Origin of the sequence: Mycolicibacterium sediminis, from assembly GCF_010731735.1 — a bacterium.
Lineage (GTDB): Bacteria > Actinomycetota > Actinomycetes > Mycobacteriales > Mycobacteriaceae > Mycobacterium > Mycobacterium sediminis.
Map to the genome: position 1 here is coordinate 1,823,354 of NZ_AP022588.1, position 18,961 is coordinate 1,842,314.

Below are 18,961 nucleotides of genomic sequence, written 5' to 3' on the forward strand. Positions count from 1 at the left end.
CCCAGTCCGAAGGGTGGCCCGGTGCCCCCCGACGCCGGGTCAGTCGGTCCCGGCGGCAATTGCCTGGTCGACCTCGACGGCGCGGACCGCCATCTCGGCACGAGCCTCGTCCACGGCGTCGGCCTGGTCCTCGTCGGCCTTCATCAGCGCATCGATGTCGAAGCCGCCCATGTCCAGAACGCTCATGTCCGCGAAGGCCTTCTGGACCTTGTCGCCCCACAGTCCGATGTCCTTGACGATCGGCACGATGCGGCTGAACAGGTGTGAGCGGAACTGGATCATCAACGGGGACGTATCGACCCACTCGGCGCACTCCTTGACGTTCAGGCCGAGGGTTTCGAAGACCTCCTCGCCGCGGAACCGGTCCCGCACGAGGTAGCAGGCGTCGACGACGAACTCCTCCCGCTCACCGCGCTCCTTGTCGGTCAGCTCGGAGTAGTAGTCCTTCAACGAGATTCGGCCGAACGCTACGTGTCGGGCTTCGTCCTGCATGACGTACGCGAGCAGCTGCTTGGCCAGCGAGCCCTCGGGCGCCAGGTCGCGCTGCACCCCGAAGGCGGCGAGCGCGAGGCCCTCGATCAGGACCTGCATGCCGAGATAGGGCATGTCCCAGCGGGAGTCTCCCAGGGTGTCCGCCAACAGTGCGCTCAAATTCTTATTGACCGGGTAGACCAGGCCGATCTTCTCCTGCAGGAACCGGGAGAAGGCTTCCACGTGCCGAGCCTCGTCCATGGTCTGGGTGGCGGCATAGAACTTCGCATCCATGTCCGGGACGACTTCGACGATCTTCGCCGCGCAGACCATCGCGCCCTGCTCGCCGTGGAGGAACTGCGAGAAGTTCCAGGCCTGGTTGTGCTGGCGCATCTCGGAGCGCCGCTTCTCGTCGGCGGACTCCCAGGCGGGGCTGCCGAAGAGCGGGTGGAACTCGTCGGGCACGCCGATCGGGTTCATCGGGTCGACGTCGAGGGTCCAGTCGATGCGCGACTCAGCATCCCACTGCTTGTCCTTGCCCTTCTGATAGAGGGACAGGAGGCGGGCGCGGCCGTCGTCGTACTCCCACGTGAAGCGGGCGTCGCCGACGCTGGGGACCTCCCACGAGTACGGCGTGGGCACGTCGGTGTACTTCTCCCTGGTGGTCATGACGGCCTCTCTACCCAGCGTGGTGTGACGCCTATCACAGTGCGCCGAGCTGCTGCGTACCGTCAAGCCCCGCGCTCGAGCGGTCCGCCGTGTTACCCGAACAGGTTTGCCGGTACCCCGGCCCCGCCGCCACCGCCGCTACCGCCGGCGCCGCCAACGCTCGGGTCGCCCAGGCCGCCCTGCTGGCCCGACGCCGGTAGCGACGGATTGCGCCCGCCCTGACCGCCGTTGCCGCCGTAACCACCGGCAGGCGCCTCGCCGGCACCGGCGTCACCTCCCGCACCGCCGGCACCGCCACGGCCTCCGCCGCCGCCCACGCTCGGATTGTTCTCGACGTTGCCCCCGTTTCCGCCCAGGCCGCCGGTGCCGCCGATGCCGCCGTTGCCGCTCTGGCTCGTGAAGCCGCCACTGGCGTCGCCGCCCAGTCCGCCCTGGCCGCCGGTGCCGCCGGCGCCACCGTCACCGGCCGGCGTGTCACCGAAGCCGGGCTTCCCGAAGCCGCCGTTGCCGCCCGTGCCGCCGGAGCCGCCGGTGCCGCCCTGCCCGCCGGTGTTGGTGATGCTGCCGCCGCTGGCGGAGCCGCCGTTGCCACCGCGACCGCCCGCGCCACCGGCCTTGCCGTCGAGGTACTGGCTGCCGTCGGCGCCGCGGGTTCCGGAACCACCGTTGCCCCCGCGACCACCCTGTTCGTTCTGGTCGCCGGTACCACTCGCACCGCCGTCCCCGCCGTTGCCCGGGCCTCCGACGCTGTTGCCGCCGTCGCCTCCGAACCCACCGATGACGCTGCTCAAGGTGCCTCCGGTGCCGGCCTGGCCGCCGTCGCCGCCGCGCCCGCCGTTGAGCCCGTCGCCACCGCGGCCACCGGCGCCGCTGCTGCCGTTGCGGCCGCCCGCCCCGGAGTCGCCGCCGTTGCCTCCGTCGCCGCCGAAGCCGCCTCCGCCGTTGATGGCGCTACCACCCGTGCCGCCAGCGCCGCCGTCGCCGTAGGCCGCGCCGGACCCCGCTAGGCCTCCGTCGCCGCCGCGGCCGCCGCCGGGCACACTGCTGCTGCCGGTACCGCCCTGGCCTCCGTCGCCGCCGTCGCCGATGGTCGAGCCGGCACCGCCGGAGCCGCCGGTGCCACCCGTTCCGCCGGTGCCGAACGGGTTCGGTCCACCCGTCCCACCCGTCCCGCCCTGTCCGCCGGTGCCCCCATCTCCGCCGCCGCCGACCGTCCCGACGTTGCCTCCGTTGCCGGTCGCACCGCCTCTGCCGCCGTCGCCGCCGGTTCCGCCACTGCCGCCCGTGCTGGGCGTGTTGGTGGCGGGTCCGCTGTAGCCCGCGCCGCCCTGGCCGCCTGCTCCACCGAGGCCGCCTTCTCCGCCATTGCCGTTGAGCCCGTCGTCTCCGCCGAGTAGCTGGTCGCCGCCCTGGCCGCCGCTGCCGCCCGCGCCACCCGCACCGCCCGCATACGTGGTGCCCGGTCCGGTTGCGTCGAGCCCCCTGCCGCCGCTGCCGCCCTGCCCGCCTGCACCGCCCGTTCCGCCAGCGCTCTCGTTGCCGACGGCGTAGCTGCCGCGGCCGCCGCTTCCGCCTTGGCCGCCAGTGCCCGCGCCGCCACCGAGACCACCCGTGCCTCCCGAGCCGATCGCCCCGCCCATACCACCGGTGCCGCCGGTGCCGCCGACGCCACCATCGACCGGGATGGGGGGATTGACGTCGTTGTTGCCGCCGATCCCGCCCCGGCCGCCGGTGCCGCCCTTGCCGCCGCTGCCGTTGATGCCACCAGCGGTCACGCCGCCCTGGCCGCCGGTGCCGCCGGCACCGCCTTGGCCGCCCTGCTCGGAGGTCTGGCTCGCACCATCGCGGCCCGTGCCGCCGTCGCCGCCCTGGCCGCCGGTTCCTCCGTCGCCGACGGTGCCGCCGGTGCCGCCGGTACCCGTGGCTCCGCCTGCGCCGCCCTTACCGCCGGTACCCCCCGTTCCCGCCACGACGAGCGTGGTCTGGCCCGTCTCGCCCCTGCCACCCTTACCGCCGATGCCCCCGTCGCCACCGCTCCCGTTCGTCCCCGTGAGCCCGTCCGTACCTGCGGTGCCGTTCTGCGCGGTGCCGCCCGTGCCGCCGCTGCCGGCATTGCCGCCGGTGCCGCCGCCGCCGCCATCGCCGCCGTCTTCACCGGCCCCGACCGCGCCCTGGGCCCCAGTGCCGCCAGTGCCGCCCGTGCCGCCGGTACCTCCGTCGCCGGCTGCACCGCCGTCACCGGAGACCGCGCCGCCCTTGCCGCCGTCGCCACCGCTGCCACCCGCGCCGCCGGAGCCTCCGGAGCCTCCGGTCTCACCGTCGTCACCCGCGATGAGGGCGTCGACACCGCGGGTGCCGTCTGCGCCGTCGCCGCCCTGACCGCCTCCGCCGCCCTTGCCGACCGCGCCGCCGTCGCCGCCCTGACCGCCGGATCCGCCTGCGCCGCTGCCGAGTTCGGTCTTACTGAAGCCGTCGCCGCCCGTGCCGCCGTTGCCGCCGGAGGTGACGGTGACGCCGTCGGCTCCGGTGAGGCCCGTGCTGCTGCCGCTCCCACCCGTGCCGCCGCCTCCGATTGCGCCGGGGTCGCCGCCGTCGCCGCCGTCTCCTCCGTCGACGGTGGTCGCGTCGCCATCGGCGCCGTCCCCGCCGTCGCCGGCAGTGCCGGCGCTGCCGCCCTGTCCGCCGTTTCCACCCGTGCCGGTGGTGCCGGCGGTGGTGCCGGACCCGCCGACGCCCCCGTTGCCGCCCGCACCGCCTGTGCCGCCGGCACCGCCGTCGCCGCCCTCGTCGCCATCGTCACCGGCGACGTCGCCGTCTGCGCCGGTGGCTCCGGTGCCGCCGCGCCCGCCGGTGTTACCGGTGCCGCCGTTTCCGCCGGCTCCGCCGACTCCAGAGATCGCGCCGCCGTTTCCGCCCGCGCCTCCGTCACCCCCTGCGCCGCCATCCATGCCGACGCCGCCCGTCTCGCCCGGCGTCAGGGCGTTCTCGCCGGCCGAGCCCGCCGCGCCGTCAGCACCGTTCCCGCCGGCGCCGCCGTCGCCCACGTTGCCGCCATCCCCGCCGGCCCCGCCATCTCCGCCGGCGCCGCTGCCGACGACGGACCGGGTGAAGCCGTCGCCGCCCGCCCCGCCCTTGCCGCGGTTGGTCACCCCGACGCCGTTCGGACCGCTCACTCCGCCGCTGCCGCCACTGCCGCCGGTACCCGCCGCACCACCGAGGCCGCCGGCGCCGATCGCCCCGGCGTCGCCGCCACGTCCCCCGTCGCTGCCGTCGGCGTTGGTCGCGTCACCGTCGAACCCGTCCCCGCCGTCGCCGGGAGCGCCGGCGTTGCCGCCCCTGCCGCCCCCGCCGCCACTGCCGTTGACGCCCACGACACCCGTGGCCGACGCGCCGCCCGCGCCACCCGTACCACCGACGCCACCCGATCCGCCGTCGCCACCGAAACCGCCTGCGCCGCCATCGATTCCGGATGCGGTCGCGTCGGCGCCGTCGACACCGACTCCGCCCCTGCCGCCCCTGCCGCCGTCGCCACCGAGGCCGCCCGAACCGCCGTCGCCGGAGATCGCGCCGCCCGCGCCACCGGCACCCGCTGCGCCACCCGCGCCGCCCGCCGTGCCGTCGGTGCCACTGTCGCCGGGCTTGACGCCGTCGACGCCATCGGGGCCTTCCGCGCCATCACCACCGTCACCGCCGGTGCCGCCGTTGCCGACCGTCCCTCCGTCGCCGCCCTTGCCACCCCTGCCGCCGGGCCCGCTGCCCACGACGGTCCGGGTGAACCCGTTGCCGCCGTCGCCGCCGTCACCACCACTGGTGACCGCCGCGCCGATCCGGCCCGTGACACCGGCCCGGCCGCTCTCGCCACCCGCGGCGCCGCCTGCGCCGCCGCGTCCCACCGCGCCGGGATCGCCACCGTCACCGCCCGCACCACCGTCGGCGGTGGCGTCGTCGCCATCCGCCCCGTTGCCGCCGTCGCCGGAGGTCCCCGCATCGCCGCCACTGCCGCCTGCGCCGCCGTCGGCGTCTCGACCCGCCGTCCCGAAGATCCCGAGGAAGCCCAGCAGCGCAGGTCCCTGACCGCCCGTTCCACCGGCACCGCCGCCTCCGCCGAGACCGCCCGCACCTCCGTCGCCGCCGTCCTGGCCACTGCCGCCCGCCGTCATGGCCGACCTGCCGTCGACGCCGACCCCGCCGTGGCCACCTTGGCCACCCGAGCCGCCGAGCCCGCCGGCACCGCCGCTGCCTATGAAGAACCCTGCGGCACCGCCGTTTCCGCCGCGGCCACCGGCGCCGCCCGTCTCGCCCGCACCACCGGTCTGACCGGGGCTGGTGCCGTCGCCGCCATCCGCACCCCGGCCGCCGCTGCCGCCATTGCCGCCGGCTCCACCGTTGCCGAAGAGTCCGGCGGAACCGCCGCTGCCGCCGTTGGCGCCCGTCACCCCGGCGCCACCGGCTCCACCGTTGCCGAAGAAGCCGGCCGCGCCACCGCTGCCGCCGGCGCCACCGTTGATGCCCGCGCCACCCGAACCGCCTGCGCCACCGCTGCCGAGCAGGAGCCCACCGCGGCCACCGTTCTGCCCTGTTCCACCGGCATACCCGTTGCCGATCAGCAGCCCGGCGTCGGGACGCTCGGCGGTGCCGTTGCCGATGAAGGCCGTGAACACGTCAGGCAGGCGGATGAGCGACCGCACGTCAGACGGGCTCGCTGCGGGTGCCGAGTTCACCGTGGGGGTCAGCGCAGCCGTCGCGTCCGAGCGCGATCCGCCGGTGCGTGCGTCGGGAGGCGTGATGGACGTCGTGCCGGTATCCGACGCCGTGGTGGGAGGCGACGCCGCGGCGGGAAGCGACACGCCCGTCGCCAGTCCGTCGAGAGCCAATCGAGGCGTCGGCGAGGTGGCTTCCTCTGTCGCCGCGCGATCACGAGTGCGTGAAGTGGCCGGTCGATCACTTTGGGACCCCGACCCGGGGGTGCGCGCAAGCCCTTGCAAACCCCCCTTGTCCTGACCCACGCCCGTGGTCGTGGTGTCGTCCGAGGCGCCCGACAGGCCCTCCGACGGCGTGCTGCGCTCCGAGGTGGTTCCGCTCGTCGGGGAGGACGCACCCGGCGCGCCGGGGGATGCCGCGCCACTCGTATCCGCAGTGCCCGGCGAGCTGGTCGGGTCGGCGAGGGCCACCGTCGGCACGGCCACGATGAGCGCACCGGCGCCGAGGGCGATCGCCAGAGCGCCCACCCGTCCGACGTAACGCGCGTAGCTGCCGGTCGACGGGTGTTCGGCCGCTAGGGGGAAGGTGGCGATACTGCTGATGGGGGAGTGTCGGCGGGTACGTCGGAATCCTCGTGACACAGCGGCGTTCATGCCTGGTCGTCCTCATCGTTCGTGAATCGGACGGGCCGTGGACGGCACTGGCCATCGACACCCACCGCCAACTCGGCTGGGTAGGCGAGGTGCTCGCCCCGAGGATTGTCGGGCTCGCGGCAGTCATCTGGTTGCGGAGGCGACTACGTATATTTCGCGATCGTCAACGGGTTAACTACTGCATGGTTGCCGTGAGCGGTCTCGCGTCGACGTGGTCAGGGCGGAAATCGATCTTCGTCTTCGCTGCAAGAGTCGTGGGCGCACGGCCGTTCGGCTAACCTCGGTGCATGCTCGATCACTGGCCGTTGATCGGCCGCGACGACGAGATACGGGAAGTCAATCGGCTCCTCGCCCACGAGTCGGTGCGAGGCGTGGCCCTCGCCGGCAAGCCCGGCGTCGGCAAGTCACGGCTCGCACGCGACGCCGTCCGCTCCGCCGCCGAACTGGGCTGGACGATACGTACTGCGTTCGCCACGAGTACCAGTCTTTCCATCCCGCTCGGTGTGTTCGCGGTGTGGGTGGACGGAGCGGACGGGTCGCCGTCGGCGCTGGCGCGCCGGGTCGCCGAGGCATTGATCGACTCCACGGAGTCCAACCGACTGCTGCTCCTCGTCGACGACGCCCACCTGCTCGACGACCTCTCCGCGATGGTGGTCCACCACCTCGTCCAGGCCGAGACGGCGAAGGTCATCCTCACCGTCCGAACCGGCGCGACGGCGCCCGCCGCGGTCAGCGCACTGTGGAAGGACGGGTTGGTGCCGCGCCGCGACGTGGAGCCGTTGGCACGCGACGACCTGAACCGCCTGGTGGCGGCGGCCTTCGCCGCGCCGCCGGATCCGCACTGCGTCGAACGACTCTGGCAGCTCACCCGCGGCAACGTGCTGTTCCTCCGTCACCTGGTGGACCAGGAGTTCCGGTCCCAGCGCATGGCGGTTCTCGACGGGGCGGTGCGGTGGCAGGCTGGCGCAGCGCTCTCGGAGTCCCTGGCCGACCTCGTCGATGCTCAGATCGGAGCGATACCCGACGAGGTACGTGACGTCGTGGACCTCGTCTCCGTCGCGAACCCGATCGACTCCAATTCGTTGCGGCTGTGCGCCTCAAACGGTGCCATCGAGATCGCCGAACAGCGCGAGCTGGTGCGGATGAGCGACGGTGAGGTCCAGATCGGGCATCCCATGTACGCCGAGGTGCGGCTCAAGCGCTGCGGCCAGACCCGGCTGCGACGCCTCCGTGGCGTCGTCGCGCAGGCCATGAAGGACGCCGACGGCAATGCATGGGTACTCAAGCGCGGGTTGCTGTGGCTCGAGTCGGACCTGCCACCGGAGCCGGACGTGTTGATGGCGGCCGCCACTGCGGCGACCGCACTGCTCGACTTCGCGACCGCGGAGCGGCTCTACTCCGCCGCCGCAGCAGCGGGAGCCGGTGCCCACTCACGTGCACCCCTGGCCTTCAGTCTGTTGATGAGGCAGAAGGGCGAACGTGCGCTGGAGGTGCTCGACGACTCCGGCGACGACGGCCCGTCCCAGGCGGCCTTCGTCAACGACGTGATCATGAGGGCGTCGAACCTGTTGTGGGCGAAGCGTTCTCCGGAGGGATCGTGGCGCGTGATCGACGATGCTCTCGCGACGGCAGATGGGCCCCGGCGTCATCACCTGATGGTGTTCCGGGCCAACCAGCTGGCGCTGGCAGCCAGACCCGCCGAGGTGCTCGAGGTGGCGGCGAAGATCGACTATGCGCAACTCGATCACTACGGGGCCACGATGGGCCTGAGCGCCGAGTCGATGGCGTACGGGGAACTCGGACAGACGCAGGCGGCACTGGCGAAGGCGGAGGAATCCGCGCGAGTGATCGCATCGAACGACGACCTGAAGCTACTTCGCCTACCGCTGTACGAGTTCCACGCCTTCGCGCTCGCGGCGGCAGGCAGGATCGGCGAAGCCGTCGAGGTGGCGCAGCGCCACGTGCTCGCCCAGGAGGGCGAGCCGCAGGATGCGACGATCGTCGCGGCGGCGATTCTCGGTATGGCTCGTCTCGCCGCGGGCGACCTCGGTGGGGCGCTCATTCATCTGCCGGCCCGGTTGGGTGGCGACGGCACCGACGCAGACAACAGCTTCTATGCCGCGAACAGCTTTCACCGCTTTCATCTGTTGCGCGCCCAGGCATCGGCCCGCACCGGTGACGCCGTGGCCGCGGAATCCGCGCTGCAGATCGCTCGGGACCACCGGCATCCGGCATATGAGTTCGTGGGGTCGACCGAGCTGTTGACCGAGGCATGGCTGGCTGCCGCTCGCCAGCGTCTCACCGAAGCGCGGGAACTGGCACGCAGCGCCGCTGATTTCGCTTGCGAACACGGCCAATTCGCGCGAGAGGTGTGGTGCTTGCAGACCGCCGTCCAGTTCGACGACACCGGTGCGGTCGACCGGCTCGCGGACCTGGCCGAGGTGGTGGAGGGGCCGCGTGTGGTGGTCGCTCTGCGATACGCCACCGCGCTCGGTGCCGACGACGGGGGTGAACTCGACGCGGTGTCGAAGGAGTTCGGTGCGATGGGCGACGTCCTGGCCGCAGCCGACGCCGCGGGACAGGCTGCCACGTCTCATCGCCGTGCCGGACGCATCGGTAGCGCGATGACCGCGGCGGCCCGGTCGCACCGCCTGGCCGCGGAGTGCGGTGGTGCGTCGAGCCCGGCGATCACGGCGGCCGCGTTCGGCCCACCGTTCACGAACAGGGAACGCGAAGTTGCCGTCCTCGTTGCGCAGGGCATGTCCAATCGCGACATCGCAGAGGCGGTCTCACTGTCGGTCCGCACCGTCGAGAGTCACGTCTACCGGGCATGTACCAAGGCAGGAGTGACGGGGCGCGCCGGGCTCTCGGACGTCGTGCGCGGTGCGGTGAGCTGAGATTCGGTGAATGGCGCTACTGGCGCCGGTAGAGACGGCCACGACTGCGGAACCACGCTATGGCACCATCCGGACCGCGCACGAAGTCGGACCGCGAGTGCACGGGCTTGTTGTCGGGTCCGAGATTGAGGCCGTAGTCCCGCCGGTAGAAGGCGAGGCCCATGCGGGCTCGGGACTTCTCGTCTGGGCGTCCGTTGGCGTCGGCGGTGACCGTGGTGCCGTCGAGTTGGCCGTCGCTCGCACGGAATTCGATGATCATCTGCTCGAGCGTTCCGGATGGATCGATGGCCTCGGCGACGTATCGACCCGTGAATGGTGCGAGATCGACTGCGCTCAAGCGCCGAGGCTCCGCGGGCAGATTGCCGAGCCCGGCGAAGCGGCGCAGCGCCCAGTCGTCGCCGAAGAGGTCGGGGAGCAGTTTGGATCCGCCGTCGGAGTTGGTCAGCACCGTCATGGCGAAGTTGCGCTCGGGCACCACGAGGAAACCCGACAGCTGACCCGGCCAAGTTCCGCCGTGCTGGACGATCGTGACGTTCTCGGCGGAGGGCCGCAGCACCCAGGTCACACCCATGCCGGTGAGTTCGACGAGCAGCGTGCCGCCTGCGCCCGGATTGGAACGCATCGCCTGCAATGACTGCGGGCTCAGGAGTCGGGATCCATTCGGCGCGGTTCCGTCACCGAGATGAAAACGAGCGTAGCGCAACTGATCCCGTGCACTCGACGTCAAGCCACCGGTTGGGTTGATACTGCGCGGAACGGCCCAGTAGCCGGTCTCGACTACCGGCTTGCGGTCGACGACGGCGTGCGGTGCCGCCACGTTCAGCCCGATGATGTCGTCGGTGAAGTAGTGGGTGGAGCCGAGCTGCAGGGGATCGAGCACCAGGTTCTGCATCGCGGCCTCGTAGGTCGATCCCGTGACGACCTCGACGATCCGCCCTGCCACCACCAAACCTGCGTTGTTGTAGGCGAAGACGGTTCCCGGTGCGGTCAGCTGCGGCAACCGCGTCATCGAGGCCACGTAACGGGCGATCGCGTCGTCGCCGCGCCCGAAGTCCTGCACGTCCTCGCCCAGCCAGCCCGAGGTGTGGTTGAGGAGCTGGCGAACCGTTACGACAGCGCCGACAGTGGGGTCGGCCACGTCGAAGTCGGGCAGGTAGCGACGCACTGGTGCGTCGAGATCCACCTTGCCCCGTTCCACCAGTCGCATCATCGCCGTGCCGGTGAACGTCTTGGTGGTGGAGCCGATCCGGAAGATCGTGTCGCCGTCGACGGGGGTCGGGTGGTCGACGTTGGTGACCCCGTAGCCCTTGACGTGTTCCTCGCCGCCGGCCCAGACGGCGGCCGCGACGCCGGGTATGCCGTAGGCCTCCATGCCCGCTTCGATCTTGGCGTCGAGTTCCGCGAACGCCGCACCGACGTCCGACGAGGCCCCGTTGTCCGCAGGCGCGGCGGAGGGTTTCGTGGAGCACGACGGCAATGTCAGGGCCGCCACCCCCGCGACGGCGCCGCTCAGTGCCGTCCGTCGGGACAACGAGGGCGGGTCCATGGGCGGAGCGTAGACCGCCGAGCAGCACGCGAAGGCCCTGTTGGGTGGACATCGAGCAGGCGATTCGTGGAGCCGATGACGGGAATCGAACCCGCGTATTCAGCTTGGGAAGCTGATGTTCTGCCATTGAACTACATCGGCGCAGGACGTCCGTAGCGCTCCATCCTGCGAGTGAGCATACAGTCGCGCAGTCAGGCGCAAACCTCGCGCCGGGAAGGACCTGCGCCTTGGCGACACCTCGCGGCACCCGGCGCTGGGAACTGCTCGTCTGCGCCTTCGTGGGTCACGTGACGTTCGAACCCGACGACGAGCCCCTCGCGAAACGTCTGCACGGCACCACCGGCGTCGGCGAGGTGTGGCGCTGTCTGCGCTGCGGGGACTTCGCGCTCGGACCTGCCCACGGCACGGGCCACCCCGACGAGGCGCCGCAGATCGTGCGCGGCAAGGCACTGCGTCAGCGTCTGATCGTCCGCTTCCTCGCGGTGGAGCGCCTGATCCGGGCGGTCCTGCTTGCCCTGGCGGCGTGGGGGGTGTGGACCTTCCGCAATGCGCAGGTGTCGTTGCAGGCGGCGTTCGACCGAGACCTTCCCTTGCTGCGGGCCTCGGGCATCCGCGTCGACCAGATGACCGTCGTCCACTCGTTGGAGAAGGCCCTGGCGGCAGCACCCTCGACGCTCGCCCTGATCGTCGTCGGCCTCGCCGCCTACGCGCTCCTCGAACTCGTCGAGGCCGTCGGGTTGTGGCTTGAGCAGCGCTGGGGCGAGTACCTCGCTGTCGTCGCCACCTCGGTGTTCCTCCCGCTGGAGATCTACGACCTGACGAACGGTGTCACGGTCACCCGCGTCCTCGCCTTCACGATCAACGTGGCGGCCATCGTCTACCTCTTGTTCTCGAAGCGGCTGTTCGGTCTGCGCGGCGGGCGGGCCGCCTACGACGCCGAGCGGCGCGGGGAGCAACTGCTCGACCTCGAGCGCGCCGCCGCGCCGGGTCACTGACCCGGTTAGGCTCAGCGCGTGCTGCTCTCAGACCGCGACATCCGCGCCGAGATCACCGCCGGTCGCCTGGGCCTGGACCCGTTCGACGACGGCATGGTCCAGCCGTCCAGCGTCGACGTCCGGCTGGACAACCTCTTCCGGGTCTTCAACAACACCCGGTACACGCACATCGACCCGTCGCTGCGTCAGGACGACCTCACGAGCCTGGTCGAGCCGAAGGAGGACGAGCCGTTCGTCCTGCATCCCGGCGAGTTCGTCCTCGGATCGACCCTCGAGCGGTGCACGCTGCCCGACGACCTCGCCGGGCGCCTCGAGGGCAAGTCGTCGCTGGGCCGCCTGGGCCTTCTCACGCACTCGACGGCGGGGTTCATCGACCCCGGCTTCTCCGGCCACATCACCCTCGAGCTGTCGAACGTCGCGAACCTGCCGATCACGCTGTGGCCGGGCATGAAGATCGGGCAGCTGTGCCTGCTGCGTCTCAGCAGCCCGGCCGAGCATCCGTACGGCAGTTCGGCCGCGGGGTCGAAGTACCAGGGGCAGCGCGGTCCGACGCCGTCCAAGTCGTACCTGAACTTCGCCAAGTCCTGACCTCGCGCCGGCCCTGGGCCTCGCGTACGCGCGACGGCTGATTCGCGTACGGAACCCCCAGACTCAGCGCCAGCCACGCAGGAACGCGAAACATCCCCGAAACACGATCGCCGCGCCACCGAAACCCCGAGCCGACATCCTCGCCGGATGCAAGAACTCGACCCCGCCGCCACCGCCTGGCTGCTGGCCAGCACCGCGATGGTGCTGCTGATGACTCCCGGCCTGGCGATCTTCTACGGCGGCATGGTCCGCACCACCGGCGTGCTCAACATGATCATGATGAGCTTCATCTCCATCCCGCTCGTCACGGTGGCATGGTTGCTGTTCGGCTACACCCTCGCGTTCACCGGCGAGGGCGCCGGCGGGCTGATCGGCACCCTCGAACACGTCGGGCTCGCGGGCCTCGCCCCGGACACGCTGCACGGGTCGGTTCCCGAGCTGCTGTTCGCGACGTTCCAGCTGACGTTCGCGATCATCACCGCCGCGCTCATCAGCGGCGCCATCGCCGACCGCGCGAAGTTCGCCGCCTGGGTGGTCTTCGTCCCGGTGTGGACCGTGGCCGTCTACGCCGTCGTCGCGCACTGGGTGTGGGCGCCGGGCGGCTGGCTGTTCCGGCTGGGCGCACTCGACTACGCGGGCGGCCTGGTGGTCGAGATCGTCTCCGGCGCATCGGCATTGGCGCTCGCGCTGGTGCTCGGCCCCCGGATCGGGTTCAAGACCGACGCGATGCGGCCGCACAACCTGCCCTTCGTCCTCCTGGGCGTCGGGTTGCTCTGGTTCGGCTGGTTCGGGTTCAACGCCGGCTCCGCGCTCGCCGCCAACGGCACGGCCGCCGCGATCTTCCTCAACACGCTCGTCGCGGGCTGCCTGGGCATGCTCGGCTGGCTGACCGTCGAGCAGGTCCGTGACGGCAGGCCGACGACGTTCGGCGCCGCGTCCGGCGTGGTGGCGGGACTCGTCGCGATCACCCCGTCCTGCGGCACCGTCAACACCCTCGGCGCCGTCGTCGTCGGCCTCCTCGCGGGCGTCGTGTGCTCGTTCGCGATCGGACTGAAGTTCCGGTTCGGCTACGACGACTCGCTCGACGTGGTGGGCGTGCACTTCGTCGGCGGCGTGGTCGGCGTGCTGCTCATCGGCTTCCTCGCCACCGCGGTGATGACGGGCGGCCCCGAGGGACTCCTGTACGGCGGAGGGTTCGGCCAACTCGGGAAGCAGGCACTCGGCGTGGTGGTCGTCGCGCTGTACGCCTTCGGCATGTCGTTCGGCATCGGCAAGCTGATCGACCGCCTGATCGGCTTCCGCGTCAGCGCCGAGGACGAGACGACGGGCGTCGACTTCACCCAGCACGCGGAAACCGCCTACGCCGAGGGCGTGCACGGCCACACGGCGTCGCGGCGGCCCGGGCCGTTCGGTGATCTCGGCGCGCCGAAGAGGCCCCGAACCGAGGACGCCGAGGAGAACTGACCCCGGCATCGAGCGTCGGTCGCGAGTAGGGTCGACCGCACGCCGCCGGTGGTGTCCGCGGATGCCGGTCAGCTAACGGTGCGCTCTGTAACGACAGCGCTGGTGGCGTCGATGAAACAAGTAGTCGACGACGCGTGTTGTAGAGGTCAGTAGCGAAGCGCGGTACACGCAGCAAACATTTTGGAGGGGTTCGTGGATATCGTACTGGGTGTGTCCCTGACACCTAAGACGGTCCGCATGGTGCTGGTCGAAGGTGAAAAGGGCGACGGTGCGATCGTCGACCACGACACGTTCGACGTCTCCAGCGGTGACGGTTCAGCAACCTCGAATGCCACCGACCAGCTGGTCGCCGCGGTACTCGGGACGCAGGAGAGCGCGACCGAGGGCGGACACGTCCTCAACGCCATCGGCGTCACCTGGAACGACCGCGCCGAGGCTGCCGCTCTGCGCGACGGCCTCGCTGCACGCGGTGTCTCCGACGTCATGCTGGTCTCCGAACTGCACGCCGCAGGCGCCCTCGCGCAGGCCGCGGGCCGCGCCGTCGGATACGACAGCACCGGTCTGCTGTTCATCGACCGCGACAACGCCACCCTGTCCGTCGTGCGCAGCGACGACGGCTCCATCGTCAAGGTCCTCAGTCGCAGCCTGCACAGCACTGACGCCCTCGCCGTACTCGCCGACATGGTCGCCGCGGTCGAGGCGCAGAGTGCGCCGCCGCAGGGCATGTTCGTCGTCGGCGCCGGTGTCGACATCGCCGCGGTCAAGGCGCACCTCACCGACCTCGTCGGCATCCCGGTCAACGCGCCCGAGGAGTCGGGTCTCGCGCTCGCGCGCGGCGCCGCGCTGGCCGCCGCCAACGCGCCGGTCTACGACGCCACCACGGCGGGCCTGGCCTACGCGCTCGACCCGGACGGTGCGACGGCGGGCAGTGTGAATCCGTCAGCCGCCACCCAGATGCGGCCCATCGGTGCCGTCGCGCCGATGGCCGCCTACGAGGCGTACTCCGACGTCGACCCGGCCCTCGAGGACGACTACCTCCTCGACGACCCAGCTCTCGACGACCGGCCCGCAGAGGAGGGGCGCAAGCCGTTCCTGCTGGTGGGCAGCGCGCTGACCTCGATCTTCGTCCTCGGCGTGGTGGCTCTGGTCATCTCGCTGGCCGTCAGCATCCGGCCCACCGCCGACCAGCGTCCCGACCCCGGTCAGGCCGCCATCATCCCGAGCGCCGTGCTGCCCGCCGCGCCGCCGGTTCCGGAGGCGGCCCCGCCGGCCGCACCCGCACCGCCGCCGGAGACCATCAAGGCGCCGATCCCCGTCGTCCAGGAGGCGCCCGCCGCCCCGCCGCGCACGGTCTACGTCGAACCGCCCCAGGCGGCACCGGCTCCCGTCCCGGCGGCCCCGGCGCCCGTCGTCCCGGAGGCCCCCGCACCCGCGCCGCCTCCGGTCGTCGCCCCCGTGATCCCGGCGCCCGTCATCCTGCCGCCCGTCTGGCAGCCGCCGGTGTGGCAGCCGCCCCTGCAGCAGCGTCCGCAGTGGCAGCCCCCGTGGCAGCAGTACCCGCAACGTCCCCCGCGTGGTGACGACGGCTGGCCGCAGCGTCCGCCCTACCAGCCGCCGCAGCAGCAGCAGCCGCAGTCCCCGCCGTGGCAGCCCCCGTGGCAGCAGCAGCCTCAGCAGCCGCCGCAGCAGAGTCAGCCGCAGGCACCCCAGCTGCCCTGGCCGTTGCAGGGCAACTCCGGCTCCAGCGGCCGAGGCGACTCGCCGAGCCGTGGGTCGGGCGGTGGCTCGCCGGGCCTCGACGGCGGATCCGGGTCCGGTTCACCGGGTCGGTCCGGCGCCCCCTCCGGTGGCTCGGACTGCATCCTGATCTTCTGCCGCTAGCGACACGCGACGCTGGGTGACCACCAGTCGTCACCCAGCGTTGGCCTGACGCTCCACGTCGTGTAGCGGTCAGTCCATCGCGCACCGGTAATCAGTGCGGTATGCGATGCACAGTGTTCGGTACGGGATACCTGGGTGCGACCCACGCCGCCGGAATGGCCCAACTCGGCCACGAGGTGATCGGCGTCGACGTCGATCCGGGCAAGATCGCCAAGCTCTCGTCGGGTGACATCCCGTTCTACGAGCCGGGTCTGCGAAAGGTGCTGCGCGACAACCTCGAAGCGGGACGGCTGCGGTTCACCACCGACTACGAGGAAGCCGTCGACTTCGCCGACGTCCACTTCTTGGGCGTCGGCACCCCGCAGAAGAAGGGCGAGTACGGCGCCGACCTCTGCCACGTCAACGCGGTGATCGACGATCTGGTGCCGCGGCTACGCCGCTCCGCGGTGATCGTGGGGAAGTCGACGGTCCCGGTGGGCACCGCGGCCGACCTCGTGGCACGGGCACGGGCGATCGCCCCCGACGGCGTCGACGTCGAGATCGCCTGGAACCCCGAGTTCCTGCGCGAGGGGTTCGCCGTGCACGACACCCTGCACCCCGACCGCATCGTGCTGGGCGTCCAGCGCGACTCGGTGCGCGCCGAGGCGGCGATCCGCGAGATGTACGCCCCGCTGCTCGCCGACGAGGTGCCGTTCCTGGTGACCGACCTGCAGACCGCCGAGCTGGTCAAGGTGTCCGCGAACGCGTTCCTGGCCACCAAGATCTCGTTCATCAACGCGATCAGCGAGGTGTGCGAGGCCGCCGACGCCGACGTGACGCTGCTCGCCGACGCGCTGGGCTACGACCCGCGCATCGGGCGGCGTTTTCTCAACGCCGGCTTGGGTTTCGGCGGCGGCTGCCTACCGAAGGACATCCGGGCCTTCATGGCCCGCGCCGGCGAACTGGGCGCCAACCACGCGCTGACCTTCCTGCGCGAGGTCGACAGCATCAACATGCGGCGGCGAGTCCGGATGGTCGAGCTGGCCACCCAGGCCTGCGGCGGCTCTCTGCTCGGCGCCAACGTCGCCGTGCTCGGCGCGGCGTTCAAGCCGGAGTCCGACGACGTCCGCGATTCGCCCGCATTGAACGTGGCGGGCCTGCTTCAACTCAACGGCGCGGGCGTGAACGTCTACGACCCGAAGGCGATGGAGAACTCGCAGCGGATGTTCCCGACGCTCAACTACTCCACGTCGGTCGTGGAGGCGTGCGAGCGTGCCGACGCGGTGCTGGTGCTCACCGAGTGGCAGGAGTTCGTCGACCTCGATCCGCACCGGCTGGCGGAGACGGTGCGCGCCAAGGTGGTGGTCGACGGCCGCAACTGCCTCGACGTCGCCAGGTGGCAGGCCGCGGGCTGGCGGGTGCACGCGCTCGGCCGCCGGGTCCCGGAGGCCGTCGCGTCGTAACGTGGGTCCGGTGACGGTCTACGCACTGAACCTCTTCGACGTCGCCGATCGCGACGAGTACCTGGCCTACTCGAGGCGCTCGGTCACCGAGGTCGCCCGATACGGCGGCCGGGTGGTGGCGCTGGGCAAGTTCGCCGAGAACGTGGTCGGCGAGGTCGCGCCGAGGCAGGTGCTGATCCTGGTCGAGTGGCCCGACAGGGCCGCCTTCGACGGCTACTGCGACGACCCCGGCCTGGCCGATCTGCACGCCCACCGGGAGAACGGCACCTCGTCCTACGTGTGGCAGCTGTTCGACCGGTTGGACGACCTGCGGCCCGTGCTTAAGCTCGAATCATGACCATTCGACAGCGTGTGCACTGGTTCGCCCTGCACGGCGTCATTCGCGGCCTCGCGTCCTTCGGCGCGCGGCGCGGCGATCCCCAGGGCCGGCTCATCTCCGATCCCGCCGTGCGGTCCGATCCCGGCAAGTTCGCCGACGAGCTGAGGGCGAGCGGCAGGATCGTCCGCGGCCGCGCCGCGTGGCTCACCTCCGATCACGCGATCGCCCACCAGCTGTTGCGGTCGGACGACTTCTCGGTGACGGAGATCGGCAGGAACCTGCCCGGCCCACTCGGCTGGCTGGAGCAGCGCACCGGCGTCAAGGGACGCCTGCATCCGCTGCTGCCTCCGTCGCTGCTGTCGGTCGAGCCGCCCGAGCACACCCGCTACCGCAAGACCGTCTCGTCGGTCTTCACCACCAGAGCCGTTGCGGCACTGCGGGAACGCGTGCAGGAGGCGGCGACGGCACTGATCGACGAGCTGGACGGACACTCCGGTGAGACGGTCGACATCGTCGAGCACTACTGCTCACAGCTGCCCGTCACGGTCATCGGCGACATCATCGGGGTGCCCGACCACGACCGGCCCAAGATCCTCGAGTTCGGTGAACTCGCCGCCCCCAGCCTGGACGTCGGGCTGGCGTGGCCGCAGTACCTCCGCGTCGAGAAGGGTCTGGACGGCTTCAACACCTGGCTCACCGAGCACATCGGACGGCTGCGCACGTCGCCCGGCGAGGACCTGATGAGCCAGCTCATCGACGCCAGTGACGAGGGCACCCGGCTCAACGACGAGGAACTGCTCGCCACCGCCGGGCTGGTCCTCGCGGCGGGGTTCGAGACGACGGTCAACCTGCTCGGCAACGGCATCAGGATCCTGCTGGAGCATCCCGACCAGCTCGCGCTGCTGCTCGAGGAGCCCGATCGCTGGCCGGCCGCGGTCGAGGAGATCCTGCGGCTCGAGTCGCCCGTTCAGCTGTCCGCGCGCATCGCCCGCGTCGACACGGAACTGGCGGGCCGGACCGTCCGGGCCGGTGAACTCGTCGTCCTCTACCTCGCCGGCGCGAATCGCGACCCCGAGGTGTTCCCCGATCCGCACCGCTTCGACATCACCCGCGACAACTCTGGCAAGCACCTGTCGTTCTCCGGTGGCAGGCACTTCTGCCTGGGTGCCGCGCTCGCCCGCGCCGAGGGGGAGGTCGGCCTGCGCACGTTCTTCGAGCGGTACCCGCACGCCACGCTGGCGGGCGGTGGCAGCCGACGCGACACCCGCGTCCTGCGTGGCTGGGCGACCTTGCCGATAACCCTTCGTCAGACGCGTCCGGCGGTACGTTCCTAGG

At 71.6% G+C, this 18,961-nt stretch carries 12 protein-coding genes and 1 tRNA gene; 9 read left to right on the forward strand and 4 right to left on the reverse strand.

The window, feature by feature from the left end; all coding sequences use genetic code 11:
* Positions 1-39: 39 nt before the first annotated feature.
* Both G6N64_RS08730 and G6N64_RS30470 read right to left on the reverse strand, forming a co-directional pair.
* The gene (locus G6N64_RS08730) at positions 40-1,140 is read right to left on the reverse strand and encodes a ferritin-like domain-containing protein (protein WP_163796534.1); all 1,101 of its coding nucleotides are present in this window, start codon (positions 1,138-1,140) and stop codon (positions 40-42) included.
* A gap of 92 nt (positions 1,141-1,232) precedes the next feature.
* Entirely contained in the window at positions 1,233-5,987 is a 4,755-nt protein-coding gene (locus tag G6N64_RS30470) for a PE family protein (protein ID WP_163796535.1), read from the reverse strand.
* 169 nt (positions 5,988-6,156) lie between these two features.
* Between G6N64_RS30470 and G6N64_RS08740 the strand changes: the two genes are divergently transcribed.
* Entirely contained in the window at positions 6,157-6,381 is a 225-nt protein-coding gene (locus tag G6N64_RS08740; protein ID WP_163796536.1) for a hypothetical protein, read from the forward strand.
* A 400-nt stretch (positions 6,382-6,781) separates the two neighbouring features.
* Positions 6,782-9,391: a LuxR family transcriptional regulator gene (locus G6N64_RS30475; protein ID WP_276017745.1), complete on the forward strand. Its 2,610-nt coding sequence runs from the start codon at positions 6,782-6,784 to the stop codon at positions 9,389-9,391.
* A 16-nt stretch (positions 9,392-9,407) separates the two neighbouring features.
* Here G6N64_RS30475 and G6N64_RS08750 read toward each other — a convergent pair whose 3' ends face one another.
* Together G6N64_RS08750 and G6N64_RS08755 are read right to left on the reverse strand one after the other, a co-directional pair.
* Positions 9,408-10,937, reverse strand: a complete 1,530-nt coding sequence (locus tag G6N64_RS08750) for a serine hydrolase domain-containing protein (protein ID WP_163796537.1) — start codon at positions 10,935-10,937, stop codon at positions 9,408-9,410.
* A 67-nt stretch (positions 10,938-11,004) separates the two neighbouring features.
* Positions 11,005-11,078: transfer RNA gene (locus G6N64_RS08755), tRNA-Gly, on the reverse strand.
* 86 nt (positions 11,079-11,164) lie between these two features.
* On the opposite strand from G6N64_RS08755, the gene G6N64_RS08760 reads away from it, so the two are divergent.
* The 7 genes from G6N64_RS08760 (at position 11,165) to G6N64_RS08790 (ending at position 18,960) form a co-directional block, all read left to right on the forward strand.
* Positions 11,165-11,932, forward strand: coding sequence for a DUF2127 domain-containing protein (locus G6N64_RS08760; RefSeq protein WP_163796538.1), 768 nt, complete (start codon positions 11,165-11,167; stop codon positions 11,930-11,932).
* 18 nt (positions 11,933-11,950) lie between these two features.
* Positions 11,951-12,520 carry a dCTP deaminase gene (gene dcd, locus G6N64_RS08765; RefSeq protein ID WP_163796539.1) on the forward strand — a complete coding sequence of 190 codons (570 nt, stop codon included), beginning with the start codon at positions 11,951-11,953 and terminating at the stop codon, positions 12,518-12,520.
* A 147-nt stretch (positions 12,521-12,667) separates the two neighbouring features.
* On the forward strand, positions 12,668-13,984 hold the full coding sequence (locus G6N64_RS08770) for an ammonium transporter (protein WP_163796540.1): 1,317 nt from the start codon (positions 12,668-12,670) through the stop codon (positions 13,982-13,984).
* Positions 13,985-14,176: 192 nt separating this feature from the next.
* The gene (locus G6N64_RS08775) at positions 14,177-15,865 is read left to right on the forward strand and encodes a DUF7159 family protein (protein ID WP_163796541.1); all 1,689 of its coding nucleotides are present in this window, start codon (positions 14,177-14,179) and stop codon (positions 15,863-15,865) included.
* A 101-nt stretch (positions 15,866-15,966) separates the two neighbouring features.
* Entirely contained in the window at positions 15,967-17,307 is a 1,341-nt protein-coding gene (locus G6N64_RS08780; RefSeq protein ID WP_163796542.1) for a UDP-glucose dehydrogenase family protein, read from the forward strand.
* A gap of 10 nt (positions 17,308-17,317) precedes the next feature.
* Complete coding sequence (locus tag G6N64_RS08785; protein ID WP_163796543.1) at positions 17,318-17,644, forward strand: DUF1330 domain-containing protein; 327 nt, start codon at positions 17,318-17,320, stop codon at positions 17,642-17,644.
* On the forward strand, positions 17,641-18,960 hold the full coding sequence (locus G6N64_RS08790; protein ID WP_163796544.1) for a cytochrome P450: 1,320 nt from the start codon (positions 17,641-17,643) through the stop codon (positions 18,958-18,960). The genes G6N64_RS08785 and G6N64_RS08790 overlap by 4 nt, the downstream gene beginning before the upstream one ends.
* The last annotated feature ends 1 nt before the right edge of the window (position 18,961 follow it).